General features: G+C 66.7%; 17 protein-coding genes and 1 pseudogene. 11 read left to right on the top strand and 7 right to left on the bottom strand.

Annotated elements, in window-relative coordinates:
• The first annotated feature begins 127 nt into the window (after positions 1-127).
• Positions 128-2,671 carry a TonB-dependent receptor domain-containing protein gene (locus tag CI805_RS04605; protein ID WP_260926683.1) on the top strand — a complete coding sequence of 848 codons (2,544 nt, stop codon included), beginning with the start codon at positions 128-130 and terminating at the stop codon, positions 2,669-2,671.
• A 116-nt stretch (positions 2,672-2,787) separates the two neighbouring features.
• Here CI805_RS04605 and CI805_RS04600 read toward each other — a convergent pair whose 3' ends face one another.
• From CI805_RS04600 to CI805_RS04590, 3 genes are all read right to left on the bottom strand, one after another.
• Positions 2,788-3,615, bottom strand: coding sequence for a nucleotidyltransferase family protein (locus tag CI805_RS04600; protein ID WP_260926681.1), 828 nt, complete (start codon positions 3,613-3,615; stop codon positions 2,788-2,790).
• A gap of 108 nt (positions 3,616-3,723) precedes the next feature.
• Positions 3,724-4,041 (bottom strand): EthD family reductase, encoded by a 318-nt coding sequence (locus tag CI805_RS04595; RefSeq protein ID WP_260926679.1) that lies wholly within the window; start codon positions 4,039-4,041, stop codon positions 3,724-3,726.
• A 129-nt stretch (positions 4,042-4,170) separates the two neighbouring features.
• Positions 4,171-4,692, bottom strand: coding sequence for a cytochrome b (locus CI805_RS04590; protein ID WP_409934935.1), 522 nt, complete (start codon positions 4,690-4,692; stop codon positions 4,171-4,173).
• Positions 4,693-4,891: 199 nt separating this feature from the next.
• On the opposite strand from CI805_RS04590, the gene CI805_RS04585 reads away from it, so the two are divergent.
• Genes CI805_RS04585 through CI805_RS04575 form a run of 4 tightly spaced genes read left to right on the top strand, consistent with a single transcriptional unit; the run spans position 4,892 to position 6,761 of the window.
• The gene (locus tag CI805_RS04585; protein WP_409934934.1) at positions 4,892-5,917 is read left to right on the top strand and encodes a helicase HerA domain-containing protein; all 1,026 of its coding nucleotides are present in this window, start codon (positions 4,892-4,894) and stop codon (positions 5,915-5,917) included.
• Entirely contained in the window at positions 5,902-6,360 is a 459-nt protein-coding gene (locus CI805_RS21060; protein ID WP_409934933.1) for a hypothetical protein, read from the top strand. The genes CI805_RS04585 and CI805_RS21060 overlap by 16 nt, the downstream gene beginning before the upstream one ends.
• Positions 6,361-6,372: 12 nt before the next feature.
• Positions 6,373-6,558, top strand: coding sequence for a DUF4169 family protein (locus CI805_RS04580; RefSeq protein WP_260926673.1), 186 nt, complete (start codon positions 6,373-6,375; stop codon positions 6,556-6,558).
• Positions 6,558-6,761 carry a hypothetical protein gene (locus CI805_RS04575; protein ID WP_260926672.1) on the top strand — a complete coding sequence of 68 codons (204 nt, stop codon included), beginning with the start codon at positions 6,558-6,560 and terminating at the stop codon, positions 6,759-6,761. The genes CI805_RS04580 and CI805_RS04575 overlap by 1 nt, the downstream gene beginning before the upstream one ends.
• Before the next feature lie 88 nt (positions 6,762-6,849).
• Here the strand turns inward: CI805_RS04575 and CI805_RS04570 are convergent, their stop codons facing one another.
• Together CI805_RS04570 and CI805_RS04565 are read right to left on the bottom strand one after the other, a co-directional pair.
• A complete protein-coding gene (locus CI805_RS04570) occupies positions 6,850-7,338 on the bottom strand; it encodes a hypothetical protein (protein ID WP_260926671.1) in 489 nt (162 codons plus the stop codon).
• Between the two features lie 149 nt (positions 7,339-7,487).
• Positions 7,488-8,642, bottom strand: a complete 1,155-nt coding sequence (locus CI805_RS04565) for a L,D-transpeptidase (RefSeq protein ID WP_260926670.1) — start codon at positions 8,640-8,642, stop codon at positions 7,488-7,490.
• A gap of 157 nt (positions 8,643-8,799) precedes the next feature.
• On the opposite strand from CI805_RS04565, the gene CI805_RS04560 reads away from it, so the two are divergent.
• The 6 genes and pseudogenes from CI805_RS04560 to CI805_RS04535 all read left to right on the top strand — a co-directional run bounded on the left by CI805_RS04560 (position 8,800) and on the right by CI805_RS04535 (position 14,261).
• Entirely contained in the window at positions 8,800-9,990 is a 1,191-nt protein-coding gene (locus CI805_RS04560; RefSeq protein WP_260926669.1) for an aminotransferase class I/II-fold pyridoxal phosphate-dependent enzyme, read from the top strand.
• Entirely contained in the window at positions 9,987-10,640 is a 654-nt protein-coding gene (locus CI805_RS04555) for an alpha/beta fold hydrolase (RefSeq protein ID WP_260926666.1), read from the top strand. Before CI805_RS04560 ends, CI805_RS04555 begins: the two co-directional genes overlap by 4 nt.
• Positions 10,637-11,398: a methyltransferase gene (locus CI805_RS04550; RefSeq protein ID WP_260926664.1), complete on the top strand. Its 762-nt coding sequence runs from the start codon at positions 10,637-10,639 to the stop codon at positions 11,396-11,398. Before CI805_RS04555 ends, CI805_RS04550 begins: the two co-directional genes overlap by 4 nt.
• Positions 11,395-12,053: pseudogene (gene bioD / locus CI805_RS04545) on the top strand (dethiobiotin synthase). Before CI805_RS04550 ends, bioD begins: the two are co-directional and overlap by 4 nt.
• The gene (locus CI805_RS04540; protein ID WP_260926662.1) at positions 12,050-13,309 is read left to right on the top strand and encodes an adenosylmethionine--8-amino-7-oxononanoate transaminase; all 1,260 of its coding nucleotides are present in this window, start codon (positions 12,050-12,052) and stop codon (positions 13,307-13,309) included. Before bioD ends, CI805_RS04540 begins: the two are co-directional and overlap by 4 nt.
• A 319-nt stretch (positions 13,310-13,628) precedes the next feature.
• Positions 13,629-14,261, top strand: coding sequence for a glutathione S-transferase family protein (locus CI805_RS04535; protein ID WP_260926660.1), 633 nt, complete (start codon positions 13,629-13,631; stop codon positions 14,259-14,261).
• A gap of 145 nt (positions 14,262-14,406) precedes the next feature.
• Here CI805_RS04535 and map read toward each other — a convergent pair whose 3' ends face one another.
• Positions 14,407-15,234 (bottom strand): type I methionyl aminopeptidase, encoded by an 828-nt coding sequence (map, locus tag CI805_RS04530; protein ID WP_260926658.1) that lies wholly within the window; start codon positions 15,232-15,234, stop codon positions 14,407-14,409.
• A gap of 55 nt (positions 15,235-15,289) precedes the next feature.
• The gene (gene tcuC / locus CI805_RS04525; RefSeq protein ID WP_260926654.1) at positions 15,290-16,558 is read right to left on the bottom strand and encodes a tricarballylate/proton symporter TcuC; all 1,269 of its coding nucleotides are present in this window, start codon (positions 16,556-16,558) and stop codon (positions 15,290-15,292) included.
• Between the last annotated feature and the right edge of the window lie 182 nt (positions 16,559-16,740).

Here is a 16,740-nt window from a genome sequence, read left to right as displayed (position 1 = left end):
AAACGGCCCGCTTCAAGATCATTGCCGTTTCGTAAAAAAATTTGCGCAAGGCACGGGCGGAACTTTCTCCCTCACGCATCTAGCCCCTGAAACCCGCGCGATCGCGCCGGTTGCTGTGAGGACTTTCATGAAAGTAGCTTTCTTTGGGCTGGCGACTTCGGTTGCCGCCCTGTGCATCGCCAATCCGGCCCTTGCTCAAACCAGCGCCCAGACCGGCACTCAGGCCGATGCCGAGCTGTCCAGCCCGCACCACTTCAACCTTGCCGCCCAGAGCGCGCTGAAGGGCATCCCCGCTTTCGCGCGTCAGGCCGGTATCCAGATCGTGGCGCCGGCCGCCCATCTCGACGGCGTGCGTACCAACGCGGTGCACGGCGATCTTCCGACCCACGCAGCGCTGGCCCAGCTGCTGGCAGGGACCGGCCTTTCGGTCGCAGGCCGCAGCGGCAACACCATCAGCCTGCACCTGACGGCGGCCTCTGCGGGGGAGCCGGTCGGCGCGTCATCGGCCGATACCCAGACCGATGACGACAGTGCGCGCGCCAACCAGATCGTCGTGATCGGCCAAGCCATCGCCGTTGCCCCTTCGACAACGCCGCTCGATGCGCTCCAGCCGACCTCGAACATCGATCGCAGCTTCATCAAGAACAACATCACCCCGCTGTCGAGCTATGACGACGTGGTGAAGTTCGCGCCCAGCGTGTGGGACCAGAGCCCCAACGGCCCCGGCCTCGGCAAGTCCGAGACGCTGAGCCTGCGCGGCTTTCAGGACGGCCAGTTCAACGTCACTTACGACGGTATCCCGTTCGGCGATTCGACCGACCTGCACCACACCTCCTCGGCGCTGTTCATCGCGCATGACCTGCTCGACGCCTCGGTCGACCGTGGCCCCGGCACTGCCTCGACGATCGGCAACGCGACGTTCGGCGGCAGCATGAACTTCAACACCAAGGCGCCGCTGAACACCTTCACCGTCAATCCCTACCTGACGGTGGGCAGCTTCGACACCTGGTCGCTCGGCACCGAGGTCGACACCGGCGAGACGAAGTTCGGCAAGGCCTTCATCGACGTCCAGCACGAGGAGAGCGACGGCTACCTCTCCTATGCGCAGGAGCAGCGCACCAATATCGAGGCCAAGACCGTCTCGCAGCTGGCGCCCAACATCAAGCTGACGCTGCTGGCCAGCTGGAACCACTCGCACGAGTACACCACGCAGGGCACCACGCTGGCGAACATCAAGGAATACGGCTGGAACTACGCGCTGGGCAACGATCCCAGCCTGCAGAACTACTACAAGTACCAGCCCAGCAACTATTCCTCGGACTTCGAATATGCCCGTCTGGAAGCCGGGCTTGGCGGCGGCTGGTCGGTGGACAACACGCTCTACACGACGTCCTTCACGCATGATTACAAGGAATCGAAGGACGCCTCGGACAACAATCCGGCGGATGTGGGCGTCACCTATTACGACGACAACGGCAAGAAGCTCTCGCCCCAGCCCGCCAATGCCGCGACCGATATCACCGGCAAGCAGACCAATGCGCACTACCGCGCCTATGGCGATACCCTGCGCGTCTCGAAGGATCTGGGCGCCATCGGCAAGCTGAATGTCGGGCTCTGGGCCGAGCACACCGTGGACGACCGCTGGTCGGCGACCACCGACGTGATGACCGGCGATCTGGTGAACACCAAGTACGGCACCCCGTACAAGTACATCTACCATGACACCGCCAACACGCTGCAGCCCTATGCCGAACTGGTGCTGACGCCCGCCTCGGGCCTGACGCTGACGCCGGGCGTGCGCTTCACCTACTTCCAGCGCAAGCTGGATGCGGCGCTGAACTCGGTCTCGCCGCCCGCGCCCGAGAACTTCACCGAAAGCTACCACGCCTGGCAGCCCTCGATCGCGGCGAACTACAAGATCCTGAAGAACTGGTCGGTCTATGCGCAGGTCGCGCGCGGGTTCCTGGCGCCGCCGCTCGACACCTTCCAGACGCAGGTGATCCAGCGCGTCTCGCCCGAACGCACCACCAACTATCAGGTCGGCACCGCCGCCCACATCGGCAACCTCGTGCTCGGCGCCGATGCCTATTACATCGACTTCAACAACTACATCACCTCGGTGAACATCGACGATCCCGACTATGGCGTGGTCTCGACCTACACCAACGGCGGCGGCGCCGTGTACAAGGGTCTGGAAGCAGAAGTGCAGTACGTCGTCGGCAAGGGCTTCTCGCTTTACGGCAACGCCTCGCTCAATTCGGCCAAGTACAAGCACACCGACGTCTGGATCGCGGAAAGCCCGCGCTGGACGGCGGCGGCGGGCGTCCTCTACGACAACCGCACCGGCCCCTATGCCTCGATCATCGCCAAGTGGATCGGCCCGCGCTACGGCCTCGATACCGACGGCACCGATGCGAACGGCGAGCCGGTGTTCGCCAACGATCCGACCACCAGGCTCGACACCTACATGACCACCGACCTCGCGCTCGGCGTCCATCTCGATCGCCTGCTGGACATGAAGAAGGAGACCACGATCAGCCTCAAGGTCTCCAACCTGTTCAACCTGCACAAGATCGTGGACTACGCAGGCACGCAGTCGGCCACCGACGATCCGCTCTACTGGGTCTCGGCCGGACGCTCGGCGTTCCTCAACATCTCGGTTTCGATGTAAGGGGGAAGGATATCGCAAAAAGGCCCTGTCGGATCATCCGGCGGGGCCTTTTTTGTTTCCAGCGATCGCGTTGTGGTCGGAGTCCGAACCTCAGGCGATCGAGCGTGCCGGGGCTTTCATCGCGGGATCGACCTGCTCGCTCTCCCCGCCAGCAGATCACTGACGATGGCATAGGTGCGATCATCGTCGACATCGATCGCCTGCCGTCCGTCCGCCAGCACCGGCGCGCGCAGCTTCAGGCCAAGGCGGCGCGAGGCGTGTTCGAGCGCGTCTTGCAAAGACAGCAGGCCCATGGCGAACCGGAAGCCCGCGCCGAGCCCGAACGCGCGCATGATCCGCCACGCGCTCCACACCCCGCTGGGGCCACCCCGGAACAGCTCGACCGCGCCGAGCGCTTGCGTGCCGGACGCCGCGAACAGATTGCAGTCGGCATAATCGCCATCGGTAAAGCGCAGAAAGCGGCGGTGCGCCGAAGGATGGACCGCCAGAACATCGCGCCGTGCTACGAGCGCCAGCGCCAGGTCGGCACGGTCGAGCGCGTCGATCAGGGTGTCGATCGCCCCGGCGGTCAGCAGCGCGTGATCGGCGGTGGTCACGAGGATGCGCCCATCCCAGCCTTCTGCCGCCGCGCGCACGCTGTCGGCAAGGTCGGCATTCGCCTCGACCAGCCGCGAGGTGCCGCGCCCCGGCAGGCGGGTGAGCACGTCATAGATCGGTGCGAACGCCTCGGTCTCGACCGAGACGGCCAGACTGTCGATGCGCGGATGCGCCGCAGCGGTCTGGAGCACGCGGGCGATCAACGGGCGATCGCCCAGCGGGACGAGGCACTTGTGGCTGACGGCAAAGCGCTGCGCCAGATGATCGGCCTCGTCCGCGCGGCGTCCCGCCAGCACGACCAGCAGCACCGGACGATCCAGCGCGGTCATGCCGTCAGTTCCGGACATTGCGGAACGAAATCAGGAAGAAACGGCGGAAAACGGCGCTGCATGGTCCATCGCCTATGCCCCGCCGACATGACATCGATGTGACTTCGGCGGCAGGTTCCCGGCGGTTTAGCTGGCCGCAGTATAGTTCAGCGGCACGATGTCGGTGAAATTGGCGACGTCGGCGACCAGCTTCGCGGTGCCCGCGTCGGCCAGCGCTGCGGCCATCGCCGCCTCGTCACGGAAGCGCAGGACCGAGATGCAGGCATAGGGCTGGGCGGGATCGGTGGGGTAGAACACCTCGGTGCCGGTCAACCCGTGTGCGCCCCAGACCTCGCGCGCCAGCCCCATGTGATGCTCGTCGTAATAAGCGCGGTCGAAATGCGCGCCGTCGTGGGTCAGGTAGGTGACGATGAGGGCCGGACTGGGCTGAACTGGACTGGGCATGCAACGGGCTCCGTTCTGCAATCAGATACGCCTTGCGATCTGGGTACGCAGCCCCGGATCGCAAGGCGCACAACGCATGAAACTGCACGCAATTTCCGCAAGGCGGGTTCGGTGTCCGTCAAATACCCCTCAGAGCATCCGGCGCAGCACGGTGTCGCGCAGCACGAAGTGATGGCGCAGCGCCGCCGCGATGTGCAGCACCAGAACCACCGCCATCGAATAGCCGAACACGGTGTGGAACTCGTGGCTGAAGCCGACAAGCGCATCGCCCTTGGCGAACGGCAGCTTCGGCCAGTCGAACAGCCCGAACCATGAAAGATCGCGCGGGCTGGCCGACGCGAAGATCCAGCCCGACAGCGGCATCCCGATCATGCCCACATAGAGCAGCACATGGACCAGCGTCGCTGCCCCACGCTCCCAGCCGGGCATATGCGAGGGGTACGGCGGATGCGTCCAGGTCAGGCGCCACAGCAGCCGTGCGACCGAAAGCACCAGCACGGTCAGGCCGATCGCCTTGTGCGAGGGGATCAGCACCGCGCCCATATGCAGCGGCTCGTGCAGGATGCCCGAAAGCAGGTTGCAGATGATCAGCACCGCGATCGACCAGTGCAGCGCCCGCGCGACGCCGTTGTATTTCTCCACGCTTGTCATGGTTATTCTCAAGTCCCTTATCCCTTGGGGCACTGCTTGCGAGCGCCTCTCAATCGCGTGAGACTGGCAGTTTCGCGTGGACCTTCAAGCGCTAAATCGTATCGGCAACGCGACAGGTGCGGGCCGTGGCAAGACGCTCTGGGGAAAGCCGCCCCCTCCCCCTTTGCATCGCGGCCTCGCTTTGCGTATCCCGCCGCTTGTGAAAGCGAACATCGTGATCGGCCAGACCCCGAACGGGGACGCGATCGACATCGACATCACCGAACTTCTCGCGACCCGCCTGCTGGTGCAGGGCAATTCCGGGTCCGGAAAGTCGCACCTGCTGCGCCGGTTGCTGGAAGAGAGCGCCGGGATCGTCCAGCAGGTGGTGATCGACCCGGAAGGCGATTTCGTCAGCCTTGCCGAGGAATTCGGCCATGTCGTGATCGACGCCGGTGCCTATGGCGAGGCCGAGATCGTGCGGCTGGGCGCGCGCATCCGCCAGCATCGCGCCTCGGTGGTGCTGGCGCTCGATTCGCTGGAAATCGACCAGCAGATGAAGTGCGCCGCGCAGTTCCTCAACGCCATGTTCGATGCCCCGCGCGACCAGTGGTATCCCGCGCTGGTGGTGGTGGACGAGGCGCAGCTGTTCGCGCCCGCCGCTGCCGGTGAAGTTTCCGAGGAAGCGCGCCGCATCTCGCTGGGCGCGATGACCAACCTGATGTGCCGTGGCCGCAAGCGCGGTCTGGCGGGCGTGATCGCCACCCAGCGCCTAGCCAAGCTGGCCAAGAACGTGGCGGCGGAAGCCAGCAACTTCCTGATGGGCCGCACCTTCCTCGACATCGACATGATCCGCGCCGCCGATCTGCTGGGCATGGAGCGCCGTCAGGCCGAGCAGATCCGCGACCTTGCACGCGGGCAGTTCCTGGGCCTTGGCCCGGCGATCAGCCGCCGTCCGGTGGCGGTGAACATCGGCGCGGTGCGCACCGGCGCCAAGTCCGTCACCCCCGGCCTCGCCCCGCTGCCGACTGCCAGCACCGAGGACATGCGCGAACTGCTCCACGCCAACCTGCACGTGGAGACCGAGCGCCCGAGTTCCCCCGCCCCGCCCCGCGCGTGGTCGAGGATGTCGAGGAACTGTCCGAGCGGATTTCCGCGCTCGACAGTCTGGGCGGCGCCGTACCGCGCCCCGAACGCGCCGAGCCGGAGCCCGAGGAAAACCGCGCGGCGATGCTCGAAATCCTGAACGGCATGGCGGCAGAGCCCGACTGCACCTTCCAGTCGGCCACCACGCTGTTTCAGGACTACACGATCCGCTGCCGGATGAAGGGCATCTCGGTGCGCGGCCTTGATGCCACCGCCTTCCGGCGCGGTTTCGCTGCCGCACTCGCGGGGATCGAAGACCCCGACGACGAGCGCTGGACCGATCTGGTCAATCTGGCCAAGCACGTCCCCGACGATGCGCTGGCGACGTTCTATACGATCGCCAAGTTCGCGATGGACAACCGTCCCTGCCCCGACGACATGGAACTGGCGCGGATCTACGGCACCAGCAGCCCACGCCGGGTGCAGCGCCTGCTCGACTATCTGGAGAAGGACGGGCTGATCGTTGTGCGCACCGATTTTTCGGGCAAGCGTTCGGTCGCCCTGCCCGATCTGGGGGTGACGACGGCCCCGGTCGAGGCGTAGACTGCGGCTGTCATGGCCGAAATCGTCAATCTTCGCATGGCCCGCAAGGCCAAGGCCCGCGCCACCGCCAGCGTGCAGGCAGACACCGCCCGCGCGCAACATGGTCGCTCGAAGGCCGAAAAGACCGCCACCCGCGCCGAAGTCTTGCGGGTCGGCAAGGCACTGGATGGCGCGAAACGCGAGAAGGAGCAGGACTGATGCGCACGACCTATGGCGAAGCCACTGTCCGGCTCTATCACCTCGATGGCGGAGCCGAAGGCGGTGCGGCCAACACCCTGTTCTACGGCTCGCTCACCGAAGCGCTGCGCATCGCAGAGTTGCAACCCGAAGAAGTGCAGGACGGCCTGTTCATCGCCACCGACAACGACGTGGTGGCCTATCTCGATCTGATCGAGAGCTGACCCCCCGTTCGCGCATGCCGCAAGGCATCACCCGAACGGGGTAAGGTCGCTGCCAGCCCCGCTTTAGATCTTCACCTGCTTCAGGTCTTCAGAAGTGGGCCGTGATACCGGCGGCCAGATAGTGGTCGCCAAGGTCGCCCTTCACCGAGAACAACGGCGCGATCGGCACGGCGACCGTGCCGTAGGGACGCAGGTCATCGCCCATCCAGCGCGCGCCCAGCCCTACCGATGCCATCGGCAGGCTGTAGGTCGCCTCGATGCGGGCATAGAGCTTGGTGCCGCTGCCGTCGCAATGGTGGCCGCCCACTTCGCTGTCGTCGGAATTGGCATAACAGGCGCCGTCGTCCTTGTAATAGCCGGGGTGATCGCGGTCGTAGACGAACACGCCGACCATCGGCGTCACCTTGATCGGGCCGTCGTTGACGATCGGCATGCCGACGCCCAGCTCGCCACCCCACTGGCCTTCGGACTTGGCCACATTGGCTTCCGCCGTGACCTGCGCCGAGGCGGGCGCTGCCATGACCGCAAGGCCCGAGACCGACAGCACCGCTGCCAGCACCACGCGTGCGTTGTTCATACGAAACTTCCCTCATATCGTGTTGAAAGCGCGCATTTCCGCGCCTTCCCCTGTCCTGACCCGGCTACTCCCGCCGGGTGAGGAGCGACAAGCCCTGCCATCGCGACTCGCCCCGCGCAGGACTCGCCTCGTCCCTCAGACGTGCTGCATCAGGGCTGGAACACCACTTTCGTACCCGCCGAGACCATTTCGGCCACGCGCGCGGCGTCCCAGTTGGTCAGGCGCACGCAGCCATGGCTTTCGGTATGGCCGATGTTCTGCGGCTCGGGCGTGCCGTGGATGCCGTAGTGCGGCTTGGACAGGTCCATCCACACCACGCCGACCGGCCCGTTCGGACCCGGCGGCAGGCGCGCGGCCTTGGCGTTCTTCGAGGCATCCCAGAACAGCTTGGGGTTGAACTGGTAATCGGGATTGCGCGCCTCGCCCTGGATCGTCCAGGTGCCGATCGGCAGCGGATCGTGCTCGGACCCGGTTGTGACGGGGAACTGGCCGATCAGGCGGTCCTGCTTATCGAACACGCGCAGCACGCCATCAGACTTGTCGACCACCAGATGATCGGCCTTCGCCTGCCGGGGCGAAACGCCGAGCGAGACCAGCGTCTCGTTCCAGTCGCGCGCGTCCTTTTCGAACCCTTCGGGCTTCACGTCGGGAATATTGGGCACCCACAAGGGCTTGCCCGCCGCGATCATGGCCTGCGCGCCGTTGAGCGCGATCAGCGTTTCGGGCGTGGTGTGGAACCGCTCGGCCAGCGCCTCGGCCATGGTGCGGTAGCCGAGGTTGTCGAACTTCGCCATGCCGCTCTCGCTGGTGGGAAGATCGGGATAGAACTTCTGCGTCACGAATGCCTTGGGCACCGTCACCAGCACGGCGGGCGCTACCTGCTGCCAGCGCGCGAGGGCCTGCCGGGTGGCATCGTCCAGCTCTCCCGTCGCGGCGATGTCGTTGGCACTCTGGAAACCGGCCAGCGCCTTCTTGAACGAAGCGCCCGGCTTGCCGTCGATCACGCCCGGAGAGAAGCCCAGCCGGTCGAGCACGACCTGCGCCTGCATCGCCGGTGTCGCGGCGGCGGGCAGAGGACCGGGATTGGCGACCGGGCGGAAGGCCATACTGGCGACCAGCGCCGCGCTCGGATCGGGGGCCGCAGCCACCGGTGAGGCAGGCGCGGCACCGGGCTGATCGCTCTCTGCCTTACCCGGATCGGGATGACACGCGGCCAGCAGTCCGGCGACGAGCGCGCACGAGAGCAGCGGAAGGCGACCCCTGATAAGGCCGCCGGAGATCAGGATATTATTGTTCTTGTCCATACCCGATAACGCACCAGATCGCCCGAAGGTGCCGCGCGGCGCAAAACCGCAACGCCGTCCCGCCGCCTGCCTGCGACAATTCGCGCAAGTGCCCTGCCCCGCAATGCCACCGTAATCCCATTGCCCCGCTGCGCCCTCTGGCCTACCCGGCAGCATCATGAGCAGGCCCCATTCCCCCCTTGATGCCCCTCTTCGCCAGGCCCTCGACAAGATCGAACAGGCTGGCCGCCGCCGCGTGCTGCGCGCGGCCAGCATGGCTCCGCAAGGGCGCATCGTGCGCGACGGGCGCGAACTGGTGGACTTCGCCAGCAACGACTACCTCGGCCTTGCCACCCATCCGCTGCCCGCACAGCGCGCGGGTGAGTGGGCGCAGGAACTGGGCACCGGGTCGGGCGCCTCACGCCTCGTGACCGGCACCAGCGCGGCTCACCTCGCCGTGGAGGCCCGGCTCGCCGCGTTCAAAAAGTGCGAGGCGGCGATGATCTTCGCCTCGGGCTGGCAGGCCAATGCGGCGACGATCCCCGCGCTGATCGCGGCAATGCCGGGCGTCGCGGTGTTCAGCGACCGGCTGATCCACGCCTCGATGCACGCCGGGATCGCCGCCTCCGGCGTGCGCCAGCACCGCTTCCGCCACAACGACCTCGCCCATCTGGAAGAGCTGCTCGCCACGAAAGGCGCCGAAGCGCCTGCGCGGCTGATCCTGACCGAAAGCGTGTTCTCGATGGACGGCGACCGCGCCGATGTGGCCGAACTCTCGGCCATCGCCCGTCGTCACGATGCGATCCTCTATGTCGACGAGGCCCATGCGACCGGCGTGCTCGGCCCGCAAGGCGCGGGGCTCTGTGCCGAAGTGCCAGAGGGCGTGGACGTGGTGATGGGCACGTTCAGCAAGGCGCTGGGCGGGTTCGGCGCCTATGTGGCGGGATCGCAGGTGCTGATCGACTACCTCGCCAATGCTGCAAGCGGCTTCGTCTTCACCACCGCGCCGCCGCCCGCCATACTCGGCGCGCTCGATGCCACGCTCGATCTGGTGCCGACGATGGATGCCGAACGCGCGCATCTGGCTGCGCTGGGCGATCGACTGCGCGACGGCCTGGCCACGCTGGGGCTGGACCATGGCGGCTCCTCGACCCAGATCGTCCCTGCCGTGCTCGGCACCGAGGCGCGCACAATGGCCATCGCCGCAGCGCTGGAAGACGCAGGCTTCCTTACCGGCGCGATCCGCCCGCCGACGGTGCCCACCGGGACCAGCCGCCTGCGCATCGCGCTGCGCGCCACGCACGGTATGGCGGACGTCGATGCGCTGCTCGCCGCGCTGGCCGAGGCGGTGAAGGCGAACCCTGCGTGAAGCTGCTGTTCCTGCACGGCTGGGGCTTCGACGCCTCGTTCTGGGAGCCCTTGCGCGCGGCTTTGCCCGAATTCGCGCACGAGGCCGACGATCGCGGCTACTTCGGCGATCCGCACACGCTGGCGCCTGACCGCATGAGTACGCCGGTGCTCGCGGTGACGCATTCGTTCGGCACCATGCGCCTGCTCGCCGATCCGCCGCCGGGGCTGGTCGGCCTTGTCGCGATCAACGGCTTCGACCATTTCTCCGCCCGGCCCGACCGCCCCGGCGTGCCGATGCGTGTGCTCGACCGGATGCTGCGCCGCTTCGACGAAGACCCGGCCCCCGTGCTCGCCGAGTTCCGCCGCCAGATCGGCTGCCACGACGATTTCGAGATGTGCGAGCCCGAGCCCTTGCGCGAAGACCTGCTCGCCATGCGCGATGCCCACCTCTCGCTCAGCCCGGTGCCGGTGCTGGCAATCCACGGCAGCGCCGATCCGCTGCTGCCCCCGGATCTGCGCGCCGCGACCTTCACGCGGGGCACGCATCCGGCGCGGCGGATGGACTCGCCCGAAGGCGGGCACCTGTTGCCGCGCGAGAACCCGGCGCTCTGCGCCGCCGCGATCCGGGGCATGATCGCCTCGCTGCCCGCAGGACCCGCGACGGCATGAGCCCGATCCCGCACGAGGAGGTCGCCCACCGCTTCGGCGCCGCGCGCGACTATGACGGCAACGCCCATGTCCAGAATCGCATCGCCGGGGCGCTCGCCGCGCGGATCGCCGCCCTCGACCTCCCCCGCCCCGTGCGGGGGCTGGAAATCGGCTGCGGCACCGGGTTCCTGACGCAGGCGCTACACGAACGCGGTATCGAGGGCGAGTGGCTCGTCACCGATCTTGCGCCCGAAATGGTTGCCCGGTGCGAAGCACGCATGGCAGGCAGCGCCGCGCATCATTTTGCGGTGCTCGACGGCGAGCGCGAAGCGCTCGAGGGTGGCCCGTTCGACCTGATCGTCTCCAGCCTGGCCGTGCAATGGTTCGACGACGCTCCCGCCGCGCTCGCCCGGCTGGCCGCGCAACTGGCACCCGGTGGCCATCTGGTCGTGACGACGCTCGGCCCGAAGACCTTCTCGCACTGGCGCGCGGCGCATGAGGCGCAAGGACTTGCCCCCGGCACGCCCGCCTTCGCGCCGGTCGAAGCATTTCGCGCGCTGGGAGACATCACAGTCGAAACCCTGAGCGAGGACCACGCCGATGCCCGCGCTTTCCTGCGCGCAGTCAAGGCCATCGGCGCGGGTCATGCCGCCAGCGAACACCGCCCGCTCAGCCCGCGCCAGTTGCGCGCGGTGATGGCCCAGTTCGAGAAATCGGGAGCCTGTGCCGACTACGAGGTGGTGACGGTGCACCTGCAAGCTGGCAGGGAGCAGGCATGACTACCTCCTCCAACTTCCATCCCATCATCGTCACCGGCACCGATACAGAAATCGGCAAGACCGTCTTTGCCGCCGCGCTGGCAGGCGCGCTGAACGCGCAGGGCAACGCCTATTACTGGAAGCCGGTACAGGCCGGGCTCGAAGCCGACGGCGGCGACCGCGACCGCGTGGCACGACTTTCCGGCCTGGCGCCCGAGCGGGTGCTGCCCGACGCCTATCGCCTCACCACCCCTGCTCCCCGCACCTCGCCGCCGAGATCGACGGCGTGACCATCGACCCGGCCCGTCTCGCGCTGCCGCAGGTCGACGGGCCACTGGTAGTCGAAGGCGCAGGCGGCGCCCTCGTTCCGCTCGACCGGCAGACCACTTATGCCGACCAATTTGCCCGCTGGCGCGCGCCGGTGGTGCTGGTCTCACGCACGCAACTGGGCGCGATCAACCACGCACTGCTCTCCATTGAGGCGCTACGGTCGCGCGGAATCGCGATCCTCGGCGTCGCGTTCGTGGGCGACAACGTGGAAGACAGCGAGGCGACGATCTGCGCGATGGGCGGCGTGAAGCGGCTCGGTCGCCTGCCCAAGCTCGATACGCTCAGTCCCGAAACGCTGCGCGAGGCCTTCGCCGCCGCGTTCGACATCGCGGACTTCCTCGCATGAGCGGCTCCTCCATCTGGCATCCCTTCACGCAGCACGGTCTGGGCGAGGAAATCCCGCTGGTGGACCGGGCCGAGGGCGCGCTGCTCCATCTGGCCGACGGGCGCACGCTGATCGACGCGATCTCCTCGTGGTGGGTGACGACGCACGGCCATGCCAACCCGCGCATCATGGCGGCTATCGCCGCGCAGGCAGGCAAGCTCGACCAGATCATCTTCGCCGGATACACCCACGCGCCTGCCGAAGAGGTCGCCGCGGGCCTGCGCGCGATCATGCCCGAGAGCCTGACGCGGGTGTTCTTCTCGGACAGCGGCTCCACCTGCGTCGAAGTCGCGCTGAAGATGGCGCTCGGCTACTGGCAGGCCCGCAACGAGGCCCGCCACCGCATCGTGGTGATGGAGCATTCGTACCACGGCGACACCATCGGCGCGATGTCGGTGGGCGAGCGCGGCGTGTTCACCCAGCCTTACGGCCCGCTGCTGTTCGATGTGGGCCGCGTGCCCTTCCCGGCGGCAGGCGCCGAGCAGGCGACGCTCGATGCCTTGGAGGCGCTATGCGCGCAGGGCGACGTGGCGGCATTCATCGTCGAGCCGCTGGTGCTCGGCTCGGGCGGGATGCTGTTCTATTCCCCCGACATTCTCGCCGCGATGCAGACGATCTGCGCCGCGCACGGCGTTCTGTTCATCGCCGACGAGGTGATGACTGCCTGGGGCCGCACCGGGACGCTGCTGGCCTGCGAACAGGCGGGTGTCGTGCCCGATATCCTGTGTCTGTCCAAGGGGCTGACCGGCGGCTCGGTGCCGCTCGCCGTCACCATGGCGCGCGAGGAGATCTTCCAGGCGCACTGGTCGAACGACCGGGCGAAGATGTTCTTCCACTCCTCCAGCTACACTGCCAACCCGATCGCCTGCGCAGCGGCGGCGGAGAACCTCGCCATCTGGCGCGAGGAGCCGGTGCTAGAGCGGATCGCCGATCTCGGCACCCGCCAGCAGCAGCGGCTGGACGCGCTGGCCGCCACCGGCGTCATCGACAACCCGCGCCGCTGCGGCACTATCGCGGCGGTGGACCTGCCGGTGCGCGAGACCAGCGGCGGCTATCTCGACACCCGCCAGCCGCGCCTCGTCGCCTTCTTCCGCGAACAGGGCGTGCTGCTGCGCCCGCTGGGCAATACCGTCTACGTGATGCCTCCCTATGGCATCACCGACGATCAGCTCGACACCGTGTGGGCCGCCATCGCCGAGGCCGCCGCGCGGTTCTAGGCGTCGTGGACAAATTTGACGTCCATTGAATGGCAGTGGTGGGTGGCTAGCGGTCATAGCCCTCTCCCCTTCAGGGGAGAGGGTTGGGAGAGGGGAGCGCGGCCTAACCCCTCTCAACTACGGCTAGGCAGCAAGCTGCCAAGCCTTCGTATCTCTCCCCTGAAGAGGAGAGAGAAGATCGTCCGCAATGGGGCGTTACGGACCATTCGAATTCGTCAGTGCGCTTCCAGAAGCCGGGAACGGGTGAGGCGCTCACGCGCTTGATTCCCTCAAGAGGTGCGGCGGATGTGACGCCGCGCTCCATGGGGAGGCCCGACGCATGATCCTTGTCCACCATCTGGAAAACTCGCGCTCGCAGCGTGTGCTGTGGCTGCTGGAGGAACTGGGGCTGCCTTACGAGGTGCGCCGCTATGCTCGGGACAAGAAGACCATGCTCGCCCCGCCCGAGTTGCGGCGTATCCATCCGCTGGGCAAGTCCCCGGTAATCGAGGACAACCAGACCGGCCTGACGCTGGCCGAGACCGGGGCCATCGTCGAATATCTCGTGGAGAAGGCGGGTGGCCGGTTCGGCCCGCCTGTCGACGATGACGGCGCACGGCGCTATCGCTTCTTCCTGCACTATGCCGAAGGATCGGTGATGCCGGTGCTGCTGCTCAAGCTGGTGCTCAGCCGCATCCCGATCATGGGCAAGGTCGCGCTCAGGCGCGTGGCGCCAATAATTACGGTGCATCTGGACTATATCGAAAGCGAACTGGCGCAGCGGCCCTGGTTCGCCGGAGACAGCATCAGCGCCGCGGATGTGATGATGAGCTTTCCGGTGGAGGCCGCCCGGTCACGCGCGGGGATGGACGCAGCGCACTATCCCCATGCCGCAGCCTGGCTGGCGAGCATTCACGCGCGGCCCGCGTATCAGCGCGCGCTCGAAGTGGGCGGGCGCTATGCTTATGCGTGAGGCATGGGGGTGGTGAACTGCTGTTCTTCGCCTACCCTACTCGTCACCCCGCGAAGGCGGGGATCCAGTCAGCGGGTGCGCACAGGCAAAGCGTCGAGGCTGGATTCCCGCCTACGCGGGAATGACGAAGTAAAAGCGTGCCCCCTCAGACGTAAGGCGGCTGGTGCCAGCCCTTGGCGCTCTGGGTGAAGATTTCCACGCCGTCCGCCGTGATGCCGATCGAATGCTCGAACTGGGCCGAGAGCGACTTGTCGCGCGTCACTGCCGTCCAGCCGTCATTGAGCATCTTCACGGCGGGCTTGCCGAGGTTGATCATCGGCTCGATGGTGAAGAACATGCCTTCGCGCAGTTCCGGGCCGGTGCCGGGGCGCCCGGCGTGGACGACCTCGGGCGCATCGTGGAACAGGCGACCGACGCCATGGCCGCAGAAGTCGCGCACCACGCCGTAGCGGTTCGCCTCGGCATGCTCCTGGATCGCCGCGCTGATATCGCCCAGACGGATGCCCGGACGCGCCATGTTCACGCCGATCATCAGGCACTCGTAAGTCACATCGACCAGCTTGCGCGCCTTGAGCGGCACATCGCCGACAAGATACATGCGGCTGGTATCGCCGTGCCAGCCATCGACCAGCGGGGTCACGTCGACATTGACGATATCGCCGCTCTTGAAGGTCTTTTCCGAGGGAATGCCGTGGCACACGACATGGTTGATCGAGATGCAGCACGAGTGCGCATAGCCGCGATAGCCCATCGTTGCCGGCACCGCGCCGGCATCGAGCGTCATCTCGCGCACCTTGTCGTCGATCGAGGCGGTGGTGACACCCGGCTGGATCAGCGGCGCGATCTCGTCGAGGATCGCGGCGGCGAGCGCGCCTGCCTTGCGCATGCCCGCAAAGCCGTCCGGCCCGTGCAGCTTGATGGTCCCGTCACGCAGCAGCGTGTCGCCCGGCTCGACTGTCTGATATTCGGTCATGCCGGGCGATATAGCGCCGATGGTCGCGGATTGCGAGGGCCGGCGCGCCTCTGTTTCAAGCGCTCCGGCGTTGCCGTCCCGCTGCCAGCACGGCGATCAGGCTCACCAACGCAATGACGCTGAGCCACACGCCGGGAATGGCGCGGTTATGCGTCGCGCCGATCGCCCATGTCACCAGGAATGGGGTGAACCCGCCCACCGCCGTCGCCAGACTGTAGGCGAGGCTGAAGCCCGAGGCGCGAACCTCGGCGGGTACGATCTCGGTCAGGTAGACGACCATCGCCGAGTTGTAGCTGGCATAGAGCGCCGAGAGCCACAGTTCGACCGCGATCAGCCGCACCACGCTGGGCTCCGTCGCCAGCCAGATCATCGCCGGATAGGCCGTCAGCAACATCAGCACAGTGCAGGCGAGCAGGATCGGCTTACGCCCGATCCGGTCGGACAGTGCGCCCATCAGCGGCAGCCAGATCAGGTTCGAGGCACCGACGCCCGCCGTCACCCACAGGTTCGCCTCCTCGGGCAGATGCAGCAGCTTGCCGAAGGTGGGGGTGTAGGCGGTGATCATGTAGAAGCTGACGGTGGTCATCATCACCATGCCAAGGCCCGTCAGCACGATGCCCCTGGACTTCCACAAGTGCCCCAGCACAGTGCCGAGGCTGGCGGGCGGCGGCCGGTTCTCGAACTCGTCGCTTTCCTTCAGATGGCGACGCAGCAGGAACAGCAACGGCACCAGCAGACATCCTAGGCCCAGCGGCACGCGCCAGCCCCAGGCCGCAAGCTGGTCGGGGCCCAACATGCGCGACAGTGCCACACCGACGACAGCCGCGAACACCACCGCCACCTGCTGCGAGGCGGACTGCCAAGACACGAAAAAGCCCTTATGCTGCGGCGGCGCGATTTCGGCGAGATAGACCGAGACGTTGCCCAGTTCCGCGCCTGCCGAGAAGCCCTGGATCAGGCGTCCGAACAGCACCAGCACCGGCGCCAGCACGCCGATGGTGGCGTAGGCGGGCGTGAAGGTGAGCGTCACGATGCCCACGCTCATCAGCGCCAGCGTCAGCAACAGACCTGCCCGGCGACCATGGCGATCGGTGAACCCGCCCAGCACGATGGCGCCCAGCGGACGCATCAGGAACCCGGCACCGAACGTCGCCAGCGATTTCAGCAGCGCGCTGGCATTGTCTCCGCTCGGGAAATAGGCCTGCCCGATGGCGGCGGCGAAATAGCCGAACACCATGAAATCGTACATTTCGAGGAAGTTGCCGCTGGCGATACGGAACACGTCGCCTGCGGTCGCACCCTGTGCGCGTTGCTGCTCGGACACTTTCGGTCGCTCTCCTGACTACGTGCGACCAACCGCCGCTGCCCAGCCGACCTAGAGCCATTTCCGCGATATTCATAGCGTGCAGAAGCAATAATAATCGCGATCGATGCAAACGGTTGTTCCCGCTCAATTCCGCACACTCACCAAAAACACCCGGTGACAGGATCAAAATATGTTTGTAC

The sequence above is a fragment of the Novosphingobium sp. 9 genome, assembly GCF_025340265.1.
Taxonomy (GTDB): Bacteria; Pseudomonadota; Alphaproteobacteria; order Sphingomonadales; family Sphingomonadaceae; genus Novosphingobium.
Note: the sequence above shows the minus strand (reverse complement) of the source record. Positions and strands in the feature narration are given on the sequence as shown.